The sequence below is a fragment of the Acinetobacter sp. YH16038 genome, assembly GCF_013417275.1.
GTDB lineage: Bacteria > Pseudomonadota > Gammaproteobacteria > Pseudomonadales > Moraxellaceae > Acinetobacter.
On sequence record NZ_VPEG01000044.1, the window covers coordinates 1 to 17,193 of the forward strand.

Annotated in this window: 17 protein-coding genes; 8 read left to right on the forward strand and 9 right to left on the reverse strand. The window is 43.6% G+C overall.

Annotated features, from left to right (window positions below; translation table 11 throughout):
* From tuf to rimI, 3 genes are all read left to right on the forward strand, one after another.
* The coding region (gene tuf, locus FTV34_RS14775) for an elongation factor Tu (RefSeq protein WP_180070682.1) at positions 1–884 on the forward strand (884 nt) is incomplete at its 5' end.
* A 234-nt stretch (positions 885–1,118) separates the two neighbouring features.
* Positions 1,119–2,000 (forward strand): metal-dependent hydrolase, encoded by an 882-nt coding sequence (locus FTV34_RS14780; RefSeq protein WP_180070685.1) that lies wholly within the window; start codon positions 1,119–1,121, stop codon positions 1,998–2,000.
* A gap of 113 nt (positions 2,001–2,113) precedes the next feature.
* A complete protein-coding gene (gene rimI, locus FTV34_RS14785; RefSeq protein WP_180002414.1) occupies positions 2,114–2,572 on the forward strand; it encodes a ribosomal protein S18-alanine N-acetyltransferase in 459 nt (152 codons plus the stop codon).
* Between the two features lie 27 nt (positions 2,573–2,599).
* Here the strand turns inward: rimI and FTV34_RS14790 are convergent, their stop codons facing one another.
* The 3 genes from FTV34_RS14790 to trxB form a co-directional block, all read right to left on the reverse strand.
* Positions 2,600–3,415: an arginyltransferase gene (locus tag FTV34_RS14790; RefSeq protein ID WP_005234302.1), complete on the reverse strand. Its 816-nt coding sequence runs from the start codon at positions 3,413–3,415 to the stop codon at positions 2,600–2,602.
* 21 nt (positions 3,416–3,436) lie between these two features.
* Complete coding sequence (gene aat / locus FTV34_RS14795) at positions 3,437–4,168, reverse strand: leucyl/phenylalanyl-tRNA--protein transferase (RefSeq protein ID WP_180070687.1); 732 nt, start codon at positions 4,166–4,168, stop codon at positions 3,437–3,439.
* Between the two features lie 83 nt (positions 4,169–4,251).
* A complete protein-coding gene (trxB, locus tag FTV34_RS14800) occupies positions 4,252–5,211 on the reverse strand; it encodes a thioredoxin-disulfide reductase (protein ID WP_004783272.1) in 960 nt (319 codons plus the stop codon).
* A 238-nt stretch (positions 5,212–5,449) separates the two neighbouring features.
* Between trxB and FTV34_RS14805 the strand changes: the two genes are divergently transcribed.
* Entirely contained in the window at positions 5,450–8,500 is a 3,051-nt protein-coding gene (locus tag FTV34_RS14805; RefSeq protein ID WP_180002417.1) for a DNA translocase FtsK, read from the forward strand.
* A 61-nt stretch (positions 8,501–8,561) separates the two neighbouring features.
* Here the strand turns inward: FTV34_RS14805 and FTV34_RS14810 are convergent, their stop codons facing one another.
* The 6 genes from FTV34_RS14810 to FTV34_RS14835 all read right to left on the reverse strand — a co-directional run bounded on the left by FTV34_RS14810 (position 8,562) and on the right by FTV34_RS14835 (position 13,127).
* Entirely contained in the window at positions 8,562–8,849 is a 288-nt protein-coding gene (locus FTV34_RS14810; RefSeq protein WP_004783267.1) for a PA4642 family protein, read from the reverse strand.
* Between the two features lie 249 nt (positions 8,850–9,098).
* Positions 9,099–9,371, reverse strand: a complete 273-nt coding sequence (minE, locus tag FTV34_RS14815; RefSeq protein WP_004783265.1) for a cell division topological specificity factor MinE — start codon at positions 9,369–9,371, stop codon at positions 9,099–9,101.
* A 2-nt stretch (positions 9,372–9,373) separates the two neighbouring features.
* The gene (gene minD / locus FTV34_RS14820; protein WP_166137968.1) at positions 9,374–10,186 is read right to left on the reverse strand and encodes a septum site-determining protein MinD; all 813 of its coding nucleotides are present in this window, start codon (positions 10,184–10,186) and stop codon (positions 9,374–9,376) included.
* A 64-nt stretch (positions 10,187–10,250) separates the two neighbouring features.
* Positions 10,251–10,961: a septum site-determining protein MinC gene (gene minC, locus FTV34_RS14825; protein WP_180070689.1), complete on the reverse strand. Its 711-nt coding sequence runs from the start codon at positions 10,959–10,961 to the stop codon at positions 10,251–10,253.
* A 157-nt stretch (positions 10,962–11,118) separates the two neighbouring features.
* The gene (locus FTV34_RS14830; RefSeq protein WP_180017039.1) at positions 11,119–12,183 is read right to left on the reverse strand and encodes a preprotein translocase subunit SecA; all 1,065 of its coding nucleotides are present in this window, start codon (positions 12,181–12,183) and stop codon (positions 11,119–11,121) included.
* Between the two features lie 17 nt (positions 12,184–12,200).
* Positions 12,201–13,127 (reverse strand): acyltransferase, encoded by a 927-nt coding sequence (locus FTV34_RS14835; RefSeq protein ID WP_180070691.1) that lies wholly within the window; start codon positions 13,125–13,127, stop codon positions 12,201–12,203.
* A 253-nt stretch (positions 13,128–13,380) separates the two neighbouring features.
* On the opposite strand from FTV34_RS14835, the gene FTV34_RS14840 reads away from it, so the two are divergent.
* From FTV34_RS14840 to FTV34_RS14855, 4 genes are all read left to right on the forward strand, one after another.
* Positions 13,381–14,034, forward strand: coding sequence for an OmpA family protein (locus FTV34_RS14840; RefSeq protein WP_159124472.1), 654 nt, complete (start codon positions 13,381–13,383; stop codon positions 14,032–14,034).
* 136 nt (positions 14,035–14,170) lie between these two features.
* A complete protein-coding gene (locus tag FTV34_RS14845) occupies positions 14,171–16,210 on the forward strand; it encodes a UvrD-helicase domain-containing protein (protein WP_180011379.1) in 2,040 nt (679 codons plus the stop codon).
* Positions 16,211–16,275: 65 nt separating this feature from the next.
* Positions 16,276–16,728, forward strand: a complete 453-nt coding sequence (gene dut / locus FTV34_RS14850; protein WP_004783254.1) for a dUTP diphosphatase — start codon at positions 16,276–16,278, stop codon at positions 16,726–16,728.
* A gap of 326 nt (positions 16,729–17,054) precedes the next feature.
* Positions 17,055–17,193 (forward strand): transposase (locus FTV34_RS14855; protein ID WP_145755836.1); only part of this gene is annotated, 139 nt, incomplete at its 3' end.

A 17,193-nucleotide genomic window follows, 5' to 3' on the forward strand; every position in this document is an offset into this window, starting at 1 on the left:
TCCTTGTATGTGCTGCGACTGACGGTCCAATGCCACAAACTCGTGAACACATCCTGCTTTCTCGTCAGGTAGGTGTACCTTACATCGTTGTATTCTTGAACAAATGCGACCTTGTAGACGACGAAGAGCTTCTTGAACTGGTTGAAATGGAAGTTCGTGAACTTCTTTCTACTTACGACTTCCCAGGTGATGACACTCCTGTAATCCGTGGTTCAGCACTTGCTGCACTGAACGGTGAGGCTGGTCAATACGGTGAAGACGCAGTTGTAGCTCTTGTTGAAGCGCTTGACTCTTACATCCCAGAACCAGAACGTGCAATCGACCAAGCATTCTTGATGCCAATCGAAGATGTATTCTCAATTTCTGGCCGTGGTACAGTTGTAACTGGCCGTGTTGAAACTGGTATCATCAAAGTTGGTGAAGAAGTTGAAATCGTGGGTATCAAAGACACAGTTAAGACTACTGTAACTGGCGTTGAAATGTTCCGTAAACTTCTTGACGAAGGCCGTGCTGGTGAGAACTGTGGTATCTTGCTTCGTGGTACTAAACGTGAAGACGTACAACGTGGTCAAGTACTTGCTAAACCAGGTTCTATCAAACCGCACACTAAATTCGATGCAGAAGTATACGTACTTTCTAAAGACGAAGGTGGTCGTCACACTCCATTCCTTAACGGTTACCGTCCACAGTTCTACTTCCGTACAACTGACGTAACTGGCGCGATTTCTTTGAAAGAAGGCGTTGAAATGGTTATGCCTGGTGACAACGTAGAAATGTCAGTAGAACTGATCCACCCAATCGCAATGGACCCAGGTCTACGTTTTGCGATCCGTGAGGGTGGTCGTACAGTTGGTGCTGGTGTAGTTGCTAAAGTAACTGCATAATCGCTGATTGTGTGAAAAAAGCGTCCCTTTGGGACGCTTTTTTTATATCTGTAAATTCAACCTACTCATTTTCAAGTATATTTAAATTGTCTAACAATATATTTACAAGCTGTCCTTAAGTGATATTTCACTGACCTTATCTGCCCTTATGTGAAAAATTCAACGCAGTAATATAACTATAAGAATTTTAATAATTAGATTTCAGCTCTATATAGAACTGATGGGAGTAAGTGTATGAATGCTCAAGTGAAAATTACCAACCGTGCAGGTGCAAGTTTTCCGGTACGTCGTATGAGTTTTGATTTTGATCAGGTGTCAGAATACTGGATGAATGGTTCAGCAGGACTGACTCACTTTATGACTGCACTCTCTGCACTATTCCCGGCAGGCGAAAAATTCTTTATTGATTCTGTTCGCGCTGTACGTCAGCACCCAGCAATTAAAGACAATGAAGCATTGCAAAAAGAAATTTCTGCCTTTATTGGTCAGGAAGCCATGCATACCCAGGAACATGTTGGCTTTAATGCCTCAGCGCAACGCCATGGCCATGACGTTGATACGCTAGATCATTATACTGACCGAGTCATTCAAACTGCACGCAAAATCTTTGCGGCAGTCGGTAAGCCAGTTGGTATTACCCAGGAAATGGTCGACCTCACTGCGACGACTGCACTAGAACATTTTACTGCGACCATTGCATCTCAATTACTGACCAATCAGCCTATTCAGGAACTGATGAAAGATGACACCATGAAAACCATGTGGCTCTGGCATGCAATTGAAGAGAATGAACATAAGGCCGTGGCCTATGATGTATTCGAAGGTGTTTTCGGTAAAGGTTTAAAATCTTATCTACTGCGTACCACTTCACTGGTTGCAGCGATGGTCACACTGTTCTTTGTACAAAGCTATTTCGTATTGCGTTTATTGAAACAGGACCGTCAGTTAAGTCTTGAATCCTTGAAAGAAATTTATACTTATGGTTATAGTCCATCCAAAGGAATTATTACTGGTATGGGCAAAGAAATGCTGATGTACTTTAAACCTGGTTTCCATCCAAATGATCACGATACCCACAGTTTGTTGCAAAGCTGGAAACAAAAACTGGGCCTTTAATTTGAAACTAGATTAAAAGACTGAAGAGCAACCTAAGTTGCTCTTTTTTTTGCTCGATTTTTTAAATAAAGTTTCTATAATGCGGAGGTTAATTCTAGATAAGATGAACGAAGATGATTCGTTTGATGCAAGCTGCGGATGTGCCAGCTGTTGCCAAGATTGAAACCAAAGTACAATCCCATCCCTGGACCTTTAAACAATTTGAAGATGCTGTTACTGCTTATCAAAGCACTGTGATTGAACAAGCAGGGCAAGTCGTAGGGTTCTGCATCTTACAGCCGGTGCTGGATGAAGCCAATTTATTACTGATGGCAATTGATCCTGCGCAACAGGGCAAAGGTTTAGGTTATCAGTTGCTAGATGCCTCAATTGCATTATTGAAAAATAGTCCAGTACAAATCTTTCTGGAAGTACGGGAAAGCAATACTGCTGCAATTAAACTGTATGAAAAAACCGGTTTTCATCAGATTGATCTGCGCAAGAACTATTATCCGAATTCGAATGGCACTCGGGAACATGCCATTATTATGGTGAAGTCCTGTACTGATGATTTTGCCAGCCTGTTTAAATAATATTCCAGCTCTTATTTGACGACTAAATTACTTGATGATGGGATTATTCCATCCGCTAGGCAAGGTCGTCATCAAGGAGTTTCCCAGATGTTCAATCTCCACAGGGGTAAGGGTGCGGTTTAATCGGCGCCATTGCCCGTCAATCAATAATTCAAGTGGCAGGTATTGAGACTTGTAGTTCATTTTGGCTGAATGTGGCACCCAGTAGCCCAGATAAACAAACTGTAAGCCAAGTTTTTGAGTGTGCTCAATCTGTTTCAGAATCGCAAAGGCACCAAGGGAACGGCGGTTCTCATCAGGATCAAAGAAAGTATACACCGCTGAAACGCCATCATCGAGCAGGTCACAGGTCGATACGCTGATCAGACGGTCATCTTTCCATAATTCCAGAAAGAAACTATCGGTACAGCTTTGCAGTAAAAACTTTTCGAACTGGTCACGGCTAGGTGGATACATATCACCATCTGCATGACGTTCATTAATATAACGTTCATAGAGGGCGTAATGTATATCTGTGGCCTGTTCAGGATGGGTAATTTTAACCGTCAAATCCTGATTACGTTTCCAGGCTTTTTTTTGCGAGCTGTTCATTTGGAATTCATGAACAGGAATACGTGAAGATAAACATTGACGGCACAGGTGGCATTCAGGCCGATAGACAAAATCACCACTACGACGGAAACCGGTACGAGAAAGCTCGGACAGCGTCACTACATCAATACGGTGCGCTGGATCAAGAAAAACCATGCGCGCGGACTTGTTGGGCAGATAGCTACAGTCATGCGGCGGCGTAATATAATACTGTAAATCGTTCAGTAGGGACTGTGGTTGATAAGAGTTCATAACAAGTGCCCTCTGTTATTTTCATTCACTTAATCGCGCAGACTGCGCTATTGTTTTACTTGAAAATACACCGTCTTGATACTTTTTCCAATTGATCGCAGGCTGTTTTATCACATCTTGTAACGATTTAAGATATGTATGGCGAGAAATTGTACAGGCACCTAGACTCATCAAGTGATCATTCACCAATTGACAGTCAATCCAGGGCAGCTGATTTTCTCTGCCAATCAGCATCAGGGCATAGAAAGCCATTTTAGAAACATCAGTCTGGGTGTTAAACATGGATTCACCGAAACAGCCCTTGCCGATAGTCACCCCATAGAGTCCACCTACTAGGCGATCTTCATCCCAAACCTCAATACTATAACCATAACCCGCATTAAACAGGTCGCAATAACCTTGAATGATCTCTTCACTAATCCAGGTCTCATCTGCATAAGCGCGAGGCAATGAGCAGGAACGGATGACTCTTTCAAAAGCATGATTCACCGTAATTTTATAATCCTGTTTTTTCATGCTTCGAAGCAGGGATTTACTTGGATGATAATCTTCTGGCCGAATAATACAGCGTGGTTCCGGACTCCACCAGCAGATCGGATCACCTTCAGAAAACCAGGGGAAGAGACCATGGGTATAGGCCTCATACAAAGTAGAAGGGGAGAGGTCTGCACCGATACAAATCAGGCCTTCACCCTCAAGATCTGCTTCTTCAGGATTGGGGAAAATGTACTGTGAAGGAGGAAGAAGATGCATGCAGAACCCTGATCTTGAAATAGACTGTTTTTATCATACATAAAAAAACCGCCCATGATGGACGGTCTTTTTATTTTCGCTGCTTAGTCTAATTTACCCATTGCATCGAGATATTTTTCTGCATCCAGTGCCGCCATACAGCCTGAACCTGCAGAAGTAATCGCCTGACGGTAGATACTGTCTGCGATATCGCCTGCAGCGAATACACCCGGGATAGAGGTTTGGGTGGCATTCCCTGCGGTACCACTTTGAACCTGAATATAACCATCACGCAGTTCTAGCTGGCCTTCGAACATAGTGCTATTTGGTTTATGACCAATAGCAACAAATAGACCTGATACTTCAACGTCCTGAGTTGAATCATCTTGAGTTGATTTTAAACGTACCGCAGTGACGCCAGTGGTATCACCCAACACTTCTTCTACCTGATGATTCCAGATAATGCTGATTTTGCCTTCTTTTTCTTTTTCAAAAAGATGGTCTTGCAGGATTTTTTCAGAACGTAACGTATCACGACGGTGAACTAGAGTCACGTGAGAAGCGATGTTAGAAAGATATAATGCTTCTTCAACAGCGGTATTACCACCGCCCACAACCATCACTTTTTGTTCTTTATAGAAGAAACCGTCACAGGTTGCACAAGCGCTCACGCCTTGACCCATAAATGCAGCTTCTGATTCCAGACCCAGGTATTGCGCAGTTGCACCAGTACAAATGATCAGGGCATCACAAGTGAACTCTTCCATATCTCCTTTCAGGACGAATGGACGAACGTTAAGGTCAACTTCATTGATATGATCATAAACAATTTCAGTACCAAAACGTTCTGCATGAGCCTGCATACGTTCCATTAAAGCTGGACCAGTCAGACCTTCAGGATCGCCAGGCCAGTTATCTACTTCAGTCGTTGTGGTTAATTGACCACCCAGTTGCAGACCTGCAATCAGGGTCGGTTTTAAGTTTGCACGCGCTGCATAGACTGCTGCGCTATAGCCAGCAGGGCCAGAACCTAAAATAATCAGTCGTGAGTGACGTGCGCTCATTCGCTGTATCCTTTTTTATTTAGAAATTTATTGAATTATACGTGAAACTGTATAACAGTGGTGTGAGATTAAAGTCGATATTATTGATCATCGAAATCGATTTGGGCTATATAGAAGAAGTACACAATAATGCATCTTTTTTGATGCAACAGGTGCATAATATGCATTTTATTGCGACGCTTTTTTTGAAGCATACCAGCAAAAGAATATTCATGAAGAATTGGTTACAGGACAGTATATGACAGCGGTGTCGAGTGCCTATGCACAGCGCTTAGTAATGACATTATTTTTAGTCTCATTTGGGATTTATCTGTTTCTTGCAACAGTGACCTATACACCATTTGATCCGGGGTGGATGCATATCTCTAGTGATACGCAGACAGTTTCAAATGCCAGTGGGGTTGCAGGGGCCTGGATTTCAGACCTGTTATTTGGTTTTCTCGGTTGGGCAAGCCTGCTGATCCCTGTGTATCTGTTTATGGAAGCAATCCAGGTCTGGTGGCCGCGCAGCTTCCTGAACCGTCCATTCCGCTATGCTGCCCAATTCTTCCTGTTATTGACTACATCGGCGTTGCTGTTCCTGTTCTGGCAAGTTCCAGCCGATACGCTGGATAATTCTTCAGGCGGGATCATTGGCTATGAACTGGGCCAAAGTCTTGAACAATTACTAACTGTCTATGGCGCAGCTTTTTTCTTGCTGGTGCTTTGGGTGGTTCTGTTTACCTTGGCATTTGGTGTGAAATGGAACAAGACCTGGAGCAGTCTCAAGGCAACACCTGCTTATCTGCAAGACCTGTTCTATCGTAATGTACCAGAAGGTATGTCTGATTTTGACCGTACCGCACCTGTAATTAAAAAAGAAGCGGTAAAAGCAGCTGCCAAAAAAGTGACAGTACCAGTCACTGCCGCACCTGAGCATGATCTGGTAGAAGTCGACCCTGTAGTTCGCGATCATGTCGCTGAACGCCTGTTTGAGGATTTTGCAGATAAAGAATCGCACCAGCCTCACCACTATGAAGAAGATATTTCTGAACCTGTACAGACATCAGCTTCAGAACCTGTTCAGGAACAAGCACCGCGAACAGTAGAGCCGGATCGTGTGGTGGCAACAGGGGAGGTGTGGCGTGCGTTACATTCCAATGAAGACCAGCGTCACAAGCAGGATATCGATGCTTTGCTTAAAGCTGCAGAAGAAGAGCAAGCTGATTTTTCTCCTGATGCATTTGCAGCTGCGTCAACGAATCACAATGCTCATGAAGTGACATCATCATCTACCGCCAAGAATAATCTGGACTGGGATGATGATGAAATTTTTGATGAGTTATTGGCCGCAGTCCCGCAAGGTAAAACCGCAACGGATGTGCATAGCCCGTTCAATTCAGCAGCAGCTGAAAAATCCCTCAGAATTGTAGAAGATGCTGGAACAATCAGCTCAACTGCGGCTGCTCCACTTATGGCTGCACATGCGATTAAAAATACCAGCCTGGAAGCGGACTTTGAGGATCTGGACGATTTATTGGTTGAAGCTGATGAACCAAAACCTGCACCTGTACGTGCATCAAGTTATGCCCAATCTTCTGCTTTTGTTCAGGCACCGATTCAGCGTGTAGAGACAGCAGCTCAAACCGCAGCGACCAATGCAGCAGTTCGGGAAGCATTGTCCAAAGAAGAATTTATTGAAGCTTGGCATGAAACTGCCGGTAAGCCTCAGGATGAAGACGAGTTTGACTTCGATGCGCCACTGACCGATGCCGCTGGTCGTCCAATGTCACGTGCCATGCAGGTCGCTGAGCGCCGTAAAGACCTGTCACCATTGCCGGGTCTGGAATTGCTGGATAAAGTCGATCCGAACAAAAAAGTGAATTTCACTGAAGAGCAATTATCCCGTTTATCAGAACTTCTGGAAATCAAGCTTCAGGAATTTAACGTTAAAGCCAAAGTGGTCGAGGCTCAGCCAGGCCCAGTCGTGACCCGTTTTGAACTGGACCTTGCGCCTGGTGTGAAAGCTTCCAAAGTCACTAATATTTCACGTGACTTGGCCCGTTCGATGTCAATGGCTTCAGTACGTGTAGTCGAAGTTATTCCAGGTAAGCCTTATATCGGCATTGAAGTTCCGAACAGTAGCCGTGAAATGGTGCGTTTGATTGAACTGGTACAGATTCCAAAATTCAATGATCCAGATGGCATTTTGTCGATGGCCATGGGTAAGGATATTTCGGGCAATCCGGTGATTACTGAACTGGGTAAAGCACCGCATATGCTGGTAGCAGGGACTACGGGTTCTGGTAAGTCGGTGGCGGTTAACTCGATGATTCTATCGATGCTATTGAAGTACACACCAGACCAGTTACGCCTGATCCTGATCGATCCGAAACAGCTTGAATTGGCCAACTATAACGATATTCCACACCTGTTAACCCCAGTTGTGACCGATATGAAAGATGCAGTCAGTGCCTTGAACTGGTGTGTGAATGAAATGGAACGTCGTTACAAACTGATGTCTTTCCTGAAAATTCGTAAGCTCAGCGACTATAACCGTAAGGTAGAAGAGGCGCTTGCCAATGGTGAAGAGCTATTTGACCCAACCTGGAAAGCGAGTGAATCAGTCGCTGGTGAGCGCGCGCCGCGCTTAACGCCATTGCCATCGATTGTGATTGTTGCCGATGAGTTTGCAGATATGATTATGCAGGTCGGTAAAAAAGCCGAAGAAATGATTACCCGTCTGGCACAGAAATCCCGTGCTGCCGGTATTCACCTCCTGCTGGCCACTCAGCGTCCATCGGTAGATGTCATCACCGGTCTAATTAAGGCCAATATTCCAACACGTGTCGCACTTCGTGTGAACTCGAAAATCGACTCACGTACCATTCTCGATGCAGGTGGTGCAGAAGATCTGCTCGGTCATGGTGATATGCTGTTCCTTGGCCCGGGTAAAATTGAGCCGGAGCGCGTACACGGTGCCTTTATTGCCGATGATGAAGTGAACCGGATCTGTGATGCATGGCGTGAACGTGGGGCGCCTAACTATGTGGATGAGATCCTGACTCCATTTGATGAAGAACCGTCTAGTCGCGGCTTTGAGGATGGTGGAGATGGTGGATCTGATCGAGATGCGCTGTATGATCAGTGTGTGGCTTTTGTTTTGGAAACCCGCAAAGCATCAACTTCATCTTTGCAGCGTAAGTTCAGTCTGGGTTATAACCGTGCTGCACGGATCATTGACCAGATGGAAGAAAATGGTATTGTCAGCTCAATGGGTGCCAATGGGAAGCGTGAGATCTTGGTTTAAATCCAGAATCTCTAGCGATTAAAAAAGCCTGCTTTAAGCAGGCTTTTTTATGCATTACAACTTATGCAAATTTTTCTAATACTGCGAGGAACTCGGCACTTTGACGCGGATAAGTGGCAATCACGTCATGAATGCGCTGTCCTTCCGGATTGGTGGCGTTAAGATCGCGGCCATCTGCGACAAATTTGGTTAGCAGGCGCTCATAGTCAAAAGGACGCATATGCTTGAATGCATGATAAAGCACATGAAAATCTGCATTGACGCCTGCAGGAGGAAGCTGATTCAGGTAGGCATATACACGCTCATCTGACCATTCTTCGTTAAAGGTCGCTGGTTGAGATAATGCCATCGCAATCTCCTTGATGTAATTCTTCGGCATGAAAAAAGGCAAAATATGAGTTCGCAAGAGGCAAAGTCTTATCATGCACTTTGTCTATTCGAAGTATCACTTCACGTTTTGAGATGAGGTAAAAAAAATACTAATTACTATCAAGTCTACGCGAAGCCAAGCTTCTGGTCTTGCGTCTCAACAAAGCGGCGCTTTGTTGAGGCTCATATTTTGCCTTGAATCAATTTACTTGACTAATCAAAATTCAGATTATCGCTCTTCAGGTAAATTGATATTCATTTCAAGCATTTCAATGTTTGCTTCAGAACGTACCTGCATCTGAATGTGCTGTTCATCAACCCCGCGGACGTAGCGATTGACCACTTGCATGATCTCTGTCTTCATCTGGTCAATTTTATCCTGACTCAAACGGCGCCCCAAACCCTGTTCAGAAGCAACAATGACTTTCAAACGGTCTTTCGCGGTTTGTGCGCTTGATGGTTTATCCTCGCTACTAAAAAGTTTACTCCAGAATCCAGCCATGTTTACGCTCCAAATAATCGTGCTAACCAGCCCTTAGGTTTTACTTCAATATGACGGTAAGGACGCTCTTCACCCAGGAAACGTGCTACAAGGTCATCATAAGCCTGACCTGCGGCAGATTCGGTAAAGTGAATCACTGGTTTACCTTCATTCGATGCCTGTAGAACGCTTGGACACTCAGGAATAACACCTAAGGTTGGAACACGTAAAATATCTTTAGAAATATCGTCAATCGTTAACATTTCCTGTTTATCGGCACGTTCCGGATTGAAACGGGTAATACACAGGTGTTTACGGATGCGACCTTCGTTTTGTTCTACTTTTTTAGTTTTACTATCTAACATGCCAATGATGCGGTCAGAGTCACGTACTGAAGAAATTTCAGGGTTAGTCACAATGATAGCTTCATCTGCATGGTACATGGCTAAAATGGCACCACGTTCAATACCTGCAGGTGAGTCACACACGATATAATCAAATTCCTGTGAAAGCTCATCCATTACACGTTCTACGCCTTCATCAGTTAAAGCATCTTTATCACGTGTTTGTGAAGCAGGTAAAATATATAAATTTTCAATATCTTTATCGCGAATCAGTGCTTGTTGTAATCGTGCTTCGTTATTGAGAACATTTACAAAATCATATACTACACGGCGTTCACAGCCCATAATCAAATCAAGGTTACGCAAGCCTACATCAAAATCGATTACCACAGTTTTGTGGCCACGTAGGGCTAAACCTGTTGCAAAAGATGCACTTGTTGTAGTCTTACCTACGCCACCTTTGCCTGATGTTACGACAACAATTTTCGCCACCGAATCCACTCCTGTTATGGTTCAAATCCCCTATAAAATGGGGTTTTTGGTGTTTATTTATACATTAAAATTGTAGAGCTTCAAATACAAGCTCTTGTTGATCATTCAAGTAAATATGCACGGGTTTTTTCACAACATTCGGTGGAATGTCGTCGGCCACACAGTAAGTACCTGCAATAGAAATCAGTTCGGCCTCCAGCGCATGACAGAAAATACGCGCTGCAGTATTGCCACCCGCACCTGCAATCACACGGCCACGCGCGCTGCCATAAATATGGATATTGCCTGAAGCAATCACTTCTGAACCACTGTTTATTCCGGCCGTAATAATAATGTCACCCTGATTCTGCGCAATGCATTGGCCGGTACGCAGAATTTCATCGTGATAAGAAGTCACATGCGCGACGATCGGTGCTGCATCAGCTTTTTCATCGTCAGCAGCAGATTCGGATTTGACTTCCATGACCTGTTCTTTGGTCGCCTTAATTTCCTGTAACTGACGGTCTGGTGGCAGAACAGGGAACTGAATCGCACGAGCCTGATCCCCCAGAATCCCTTCAGTCACTGCCATAGGCTGAACTTCGAGATCAATCAGTAACTGGATCAGGGCAATCAGTTCCTGGTCGACTGAACTTTCAATTACCGCCAATGTGCCTGGCGGAAAAGCCGCTTGTAATTTTGGTTTCAGTTGCTGGCGGATTGCATCATGATCATTGGTATCGAGGCTAATGCGTAGCGCATTGACCATTCTGCCTTTTATCCGTATGTCAGCCATAATTTTTCCTTAATACTTCTGACTTGCTGTTTTATGTCGAAGCAATGTTGTAAATAGTGCAAATCCTAGAACAAATTCCGTTAATTCTCTAGCGATCCAAGTTATTTTTTTATACGAATAGAATCCACTTATCTTAGCTGATTCCACAAATGAAAACTCATCTATCGATTGAGCCCTGATTTTGTTCGTGTTCTTCTAAAATCTGTTGCCACTGTTTTACTTTGACCTGTTTTTGAATGGCTTCAAGTGTTTCAAAAACAGCCGATTCGACTAATTTATCAATATGTGGATTATGTTCAATCTGAATCTGGCTAATCTTATCTGAAATCATGGCAAAAGTCGGGTTTTCTTGTGATCCACTATGTGTAAAAGGATCGATCAGGCCTTGAGTGATATTTTCTCCCAGACGTTGACCAATACTCTGGATCTGGCGTTCCAGCCGTCCACCCACAATGGGAATCAGACGCAGAAGCTGGGTGAGCTCAGGTGTATCTTCAATGGCCTGATTGACGACTTGCCCGACATTTTTTGAAATCATGAAGCGCTGTGCCTGTAATTCCTTGCCCAAAGACTCTTGCAAGATATCTGTCAAAGCAACAGCCAGTAATTTACGGTGATGTTCCACCAAATCATCAATTAATTGTTTATGTGATGTGCTGGTGCTGAGTTCACGTTTAATGCCATCCAGTACCGTCAATACTACACGGCTCGAAAGTTCTTCCATCAGCAGGTTATAGTAGAAATTACCCCGTCTATACCAGCTTGCCGGTATGACTTTGTATCCATGGCTATGCAGGTTGTAGCCAATCGCGACTGCACGTAATAAACGCAGAAAACGTAGCTGGGGGATGATGGATAAAATTTCATACCAGTGCACAAAGGGAAAGAACCACCAGCGGGCATGGTGGCGCATAACAATGGCAATGAACCAGCGAACGATGAGCTCAATAATCAGGAAGGTGGTAAACCATCCCTCGGTAATCATTACCCAGGGACGTAATTCACTCTTATAAAACTGTAAGACATCAGGCAGACGAATAAAGTCAAACAACCAGTGCCCAAAATCGCTCATCAGAATGGCATTGGCACAGAGACAGAACAAATTGATGATGATGACAACCATCATGAAAATGTCGTAAATCAGTGCAATTTTCCAGCCCCAGGTACCTTTGCGAATAAACTTAAATGAGCTGGACACGAGGTCCGGATTGTCGTTCTTCATAGTCTCTCTGGCAAATGTCAGGCAGAAGCAGAAATCAGGCTCTGCTGCATTTGCTCAATTAATTGGTCTTTTTCAGTCCAGATCTGGTCTACCCATTGCTGGAAACGTGCACGGTAATCTGCATCATCTTCATAATTGCCGCCGAGTACCCAGTCCGGAATGTCAATTTTTCTTAAGTTCACGGCAATACGCGGGACTTCGCCTAACCAGAATTCCCCATAACCTGGCACACCGTCAGGATAAACAATAGTCATATCCACCAGTGCATCAATTTTGTCTCCCAGAATGTTCAGTGCCAGCGCAAGACCGCCCGCCTTAGGCTTCAACAAATGCTTATAAGGCGATTTTTGCTGTTCATGCTTTTCTGGGGTAAAACGTGTACCTTCCAGATAATTCAGCAAGGTAAATGGCTGGCTAACCAGTTGTTCACATGCCTTACGTGCTTCTTCCATATCCCGGTATTTCAGGGCAGGGTTTTTGGCAATCTGTTCTTTGCTATGCCGTTTCATCATCGGGAAGCCCAGAATTTTAAAGGCTTGACCTACAAATGGAATAAAAATTAGTTCCCATTTTGTAAAGAAGCGGGTGAGAGGCATACGTGTTAAACCGAAATACTGGTTTACCGTGGTATCCACCCAGCTCTGATGATTACAGGTCATTAAATAACGCCCCTGCATGTTAAGATCCAGAGATTCATCAATGCTGATTTGCCATTCGGTATTTTTCAGGACATTGTCAATCAACCAGTTATTTACGCTTAACCAGCTATTGGTAATCTTGATATTGGTTTCATCAATCTTAGAAGATTTCTTAAAAAGTTTGGTCAGCCCCAAAGCTAGTACGGGTGGCCCATGGAAAAAAGTACTGCCAGTCATAACGGATGTCACCGTGAGGCCACAGGTAAGTTTTTTAAAAGTCGTTTGTTGCTTGCTTTTAGATGACATATAAAAACAGTCCCAGAGAATAATCGTCTAAATTTCATCACATTTTGAACAATATAGAGGGAGTTGAGCGAATAGAAAAGTCCGATCGTTAAACTATGAAGAAACTATGATGAAATTCAGGAAATTGGTTACACATAAACATTATAAAATATTACTAAAAGATTTATTATTAACAAAAATTCAATGGTTATCCCATTATTTTTAAATCATTATCTGACCTAAGATACAAATTACACTACAAAGGAGGCATGCAATGCGTGCACTATTAATTTCAGCAGCTGTAGCAGGGGCAGTAGCACTTACAGGTTGTCAAACTACTGGCAATAACCTGGGTGGTGTTGAGTACGACAAAACAGCTTTGGGTACAGTAATTGGTGCTGCTGCAGGTTATGGTATTTCTAAAAGTAATGCCAATACTAGCCGTCAAAACAACCGTGCAGCTGCAATTGGTGCAGTACTTGGTGGTGCAGCGGGTGTTTACCTTGACAATAAAGAGAAAAAATTACGCCAGGCAACTGCAGGTACAGGCGTAGACGTTAACCGTAATCCAGACGGTTCAATCAACTTGGTAATGCCTGGTGCGATTACATTTGACACTAACAAGTCAAACATCAAACCAAACTTCTATGCAACATTGAATAAAGTTGCCCAAGTTCTGACTGAAGACAGCCAAAGCGGTATCTTGGTAACTGGTTATACAGACAGCACTGGTAATGACTCAATCAACATTCCATTGTCTCAAGCACGTGCACAATCTGTTGCGAACTACCTTGCTGGTCAAGGCGTAGCACGTACTCGTATCAATGCACAAGGTCTTGGTTCAGCGAACCCGATCGCAGACAACTCAACTGCGGCTGGTAAAGAACAAAACCGTCGTGTTGAAATTGCAGTATATGCCGTTCAGTAATCACTGATTTTGCAGAAAAACCACCTTCGGGTGGTTTTTTTTATGTCTGAAAGATGACGCAGGAAAATGAATTTTCAATTAGGCATCTGGGCATGAGATGACTATAATCGGAGCCGAATCTAGAAGAGGAAGCCATATGTCACTCGCCAGTCAGTTAAATGACAAGCAACTTGAAGCCATGAAATATACTCAAGGACCCTTGTTAGTACTTGCCGGAGCGGGTTCAGGCAAGACCTCGGTAATTACAAGAAAAATCGCGTACTTGGTCAAGCATTGCGGGATTCCGGCTCACCGGATTACGGCAATGACCTTTACCAACAAGGCGGCACGTGAAATGAAAGAGCGTGTCACCAAATTGCTGACCCGAGAAGAAGCCAAAGGCCTTTCAGTCTCGACCTTCCATACTTTTGGTCTAAATTTATTACGTTTAGAGCTCAAACACACACCGCTAAAAAATAATTTCTCGATTCTGGATGCCGATGACTGTAAGCGGATTCTGATGGATCTGATGCATCGCGATAATCTTTCAGGTGCAGAAAGCAAAGAACTGATTGCTAAAGCCATGAAGGTGATTTCGGACTGGAAAAACGATCTGATTCCACCAGAACAGGCTCACACGACTTGTGAAACCCCGGAAGATGTTCAGTTCGCGCATTTATACCAACTTTATGAGCGTAATCTGCGTGCCTATAACGCTGTAGACTTTGATGACCTGATTGTGATGCCAACGCGCCTGCTGCAGGAAAATGCGGAAGTTCGCGATAAATGGCAAAACCGCGTGCGTTATCTGCTGGTGGACGAATATCAGGATACCAACACTGCACAGTATATTCTGGTGAAATTACTGGTCGGGGTCATGGGCCAGTTCACTGCGGTAGGGGATGATGATCAGTCGATTTATGCCTGGCGTGGTGCCAAGCCAGAAAATATGGCACTGTTACAACAGGATTTCCCGAATCTGAAAGTGATCAAGCTGGAACAGAACTATCGTTCCACTAGCCGTATTCTGAAAGCTGCCAATACCGTGATTGGCAACAACCCGCATATCTTTGATAAAAAGCTCTGGTCAGATAAAGGTCACGGTGAAGTGATTCGGGTTATCACTTGTCGTAATGATGATGATGAAGCAGAACGCGTAGTGAAAGACCTGATCACGCATAAGCTGATGAATGGTAAAAATTGGAAAGATTACGCGATTCTGTATCGTGGTAATTTCCAGGCACGTATTCTGGAAACTCAGCTGCGCCAGATGCAGATTCCTTACAAGCTCTCTGGTGGTCAGTCTTTCTTTGCGCGTGCAGAGATCAAGGACATCATGAGTTACCTGCGTCTGATCATTAACCCGGAAGATGACAGTGCTTTCCTGCGGATTATTAATACGCCGAAACGTGCGATTGGCCCGGTGACGCTGGAAAAACTCGGTCTGTTTGCCCAGGAAAATAATCTGTCACTACTGTCAGCAGCAGGTGATCAACGTCTGACCATGGTCATTCCAAAGAAAGCGACCACACAACTGGCAGAATTTTCAGATTTCATTAATAACTTTACCCGTAACTTGCTGGAAGACGATGAACCTGTACCAATCATCCGTCAGATGATGGTGGAAGCGGGCTATATTGACTATATCAAGGAATCCGCAGCGACACCGGCACAGGAAAAAACTAAGCTCGATAATATTGAAGTGCTCTACAGCAGTATTCAGAGCCTGATCAATCGTGCTGAAGATGTTGATGAGAAAAATATCGAAAGTGTCATCCGTAAGATGGTGCTCCTCGATATGCTGGAACAGCAGCAGGAAGAAGAAGATACCGATAAGGTTAACCTTCTGACCTTGCATGCATCCAAAGGTCTGGAATTCCCTTATGTCTACTTAATCGGACTGGAAGAAGAAATTCTGCCACATAAGAACTCGATTGCTGCCGAAACAGTCGAGGAAGAACGCCGTCTAATGTACGTGGGGATTACTCGTGCGCGTCAGGGCTTGACTATTACCTTAGCGGAACAGCGTAAGGCGGGTGGACAGATGAAGCAGATGACCCCAAGCCGCTTCCTGGATGAGCTGCCAGAAGATGAACTGGAGTGGTTAGGCCGCAAGAAAAAACTTGCAGGCAATATTGATCCAAAACAGCAGGCTCAGCATTATCTGGATAATTTACGTGCCTTGATTAAACGGTAAAAGTAACAGAACGCTACGATTTTGATTCTTTAAATTTTTTGATATTAAACAACAGGAATAAATACATGAAAGTTCAGGTGAAAGTCCTTGATTCACGTCTAGGTCAGGAATGGCCATTGCCGACTTATGCAACGACTGGCTCAGCAGGACTCGATCTTCGTGCATGTGTCAATGAAACGACTGTGATTGAACCAGGTCAAACGGTTTTAGTGAAAACTGGTTTGGCAATTTATATTGAAGATCCAGCATTTGCTGGCTTGATTCTGCCACGTTCTGGTTTAGGTCATAAACATGGGATCGTTTTAGGTAACCTGGTTGGCTTGATCGATTCAGATTATCAAGGCGAGCTGATGGTTTCTGTATGGAACCGCAGTCAGACGGCATTTAGCCTGGAACCTGGTGAGCGTTTAGCCCAATATGTATTAGTCCCTGTGGTACAGGCCGAATTTGATCTGGTGAATGAGTTTGAAGCAACCGAGCGTGGCGCGGGCGGTTTCGGTCATACTGGTAAAAACTAAAATTAAAGGATGACTTAACTTGGATGTTTTGAGTTAAGTCATCTTTTTTTAGAGTTTTAATCATAAAAACAATAAAAAAATGACAGAGCTATTTAATAAACTTTATTCTTGAATTTTATTTCAATGAAAAATATTTAAATAAATTTTTAGTATCATTTAAATAGAAAAATAAAATCATTCAGAATTTAAGAAAATAGATGATAAATAATGCAAGAAGTCATTTTTAGTTGGGTTTATTTATTTTACTAGGGTGTGTTGACACTTTTAGCTTAAAAAAATAGCGAAGTAGTAAAATCAAATCGCCAAACCCAATTTTACTATTCGCTATGCCTCGTACCATGCTGACAGATCAACACTGGCAAAAGTTGAAAGTTATTCTGCGTAATTTATCCATTCACCACAACTCAAATTTACGCAATTTTATTGAAGCTATTCTCTATAGAATTAGAACAGGCTGTCCGTGGC